This is a genomic window from Fodinicurvata sp. EGI_FJ10296, assembly GCF_040712075.1.
In the GTDB taxonomy this organism is placed as follows: domain Bacteria; phylum Pseudomonadota; class Alphaproteobacteria; order DSM-16000; family Inquilinaceae; genus JBFCVL01.
Map to the genome: position 1 here is coordinate 1 of NZ_JBFCVL010000026.1, position 1,283 is coordinate 1,283.

Sequence of the window (1,283 nt, forward strand, 5' to 3'; positions counted from 1 at the left end):
AGAGGTGGTTCGGTTTGTTTGAACAGGTTCTGTACTGCCGTTAAGTGGATTCCTGCCTCGGTTAAGCCGCCATCGGGGTTGATGGCAGCGCATTGAAATACGCCTCGTCCGGCGTTTGCCTGGCAAGGCTCGAATGGGGTCGGCGGGTGTTATAGAAGCCGTCGATGTATCGGCCAAGCGAGGCCCTGGCTTCCGGCACGTTGGCGTAGGCCCGTAGGTAGATCTCCTCGTATTTGATTGTCCGCCAGAGCCGTTCGACAAACACGTTATCCCGCCATGCGCCCTTGCCGTCCATACTGATGGCGATCTCGTGCTCTTTCAGCAGATCGGTGAAGGCCGCGCCGGTGAACTGGCTCCCCTGGTCCGAATTGAAGATATCGGGCTTGCCGTATTCTGCCAGCGCCTCTTCAACAGCCTCAATGCAGAACGTTGTCTCCATGGTGATCGAGAGCCGCCAGGCCAGCACCTTGCGACTGAACCAGTCGACCACGGCCGCGAGATAGACGAAGCCACGCGCCATCGGGACATACGTGATGTCGATTGCCCAGACCTGGTTGGGCCGCGTGATAGACAGCTTGCGCAGCAGATACGGATAGATCTTGTGGCCCAGAGCCGGCTTCGATGTGTTCGGGCGCCGATAGATCGCCGCGATTCTCATGCGCTTCATCAGCGTCGCAACGTGCAGCCGGCCGACCTCGAAGCCCTCGCGAACGAGAAAGTCGCGCATCATCCGGCTGCCCGCGAACGGGTAATCGAGATGCAATTTGTCGATCCGAAGCATCAACGCCAGATCGGCGGCAGGAGTCGGTCGCGGCAGATAATAGACGCTCCCCCGGCTGATGCCGAGGGCCGCTGCCTGCTTCCTGACGGGCAAAGGGTGCTGACGGTCGATCATCGTTTTGCGCTCAGCAATCCCGCCTTGGTGAGCGCACCGGCCAAAAAATCGTTCGTGAGCGTCAACTCGCCGATCTTCGCGTGGAGTTCCTTCACATCGATCGGTGGCGGCGCTTCGGCCTTGCTGTCGCCGCCGAAGACTTCGGCAGCCCCTTCCAGAAGCTGCGCACGCCAGGACGTAATCTGGTTGGCATGAACGTCATGCTGCTCGGCCAACTCGGCCAGCGTCTTCTCACCCTTGATCGCGGCAAGCGCCACTTTCGCTTTGAAGGCCGGGCTGTGGTTCCGGCGTGGTCGTCTGGTCATGGTCTCTCCTGTCCCCGGCATCATGCCGATCTCAGGCCGAAAATCCACTTATCCCGACTGTCCAGATTCCCCGAACCACCTCT

General features: G+C 60.2%; 1 protein-coding gene. It reads right to left on the bottom strand.

Features of this window, described 5'->3' with window-relative positions; genetic code table 11:
- Positions 1-61: 61 nt before the first annotated feature.
- Positions 62-1,200 (bottom strand): IS3 family transposase gene (locus ABZ728_RS22045; protein ID WP_366658601.1). Its coding sequence is split into 2 segments (ribosomal slippage): positions 62-936 and positions 936-1,200, totalling 1,140 coding nucleotides; the frame shifts between segments, so codons are not numbered across the junction.
- Between the last annotated feature and the right edge of the window lie 83 nt (positions 1,201-1,283).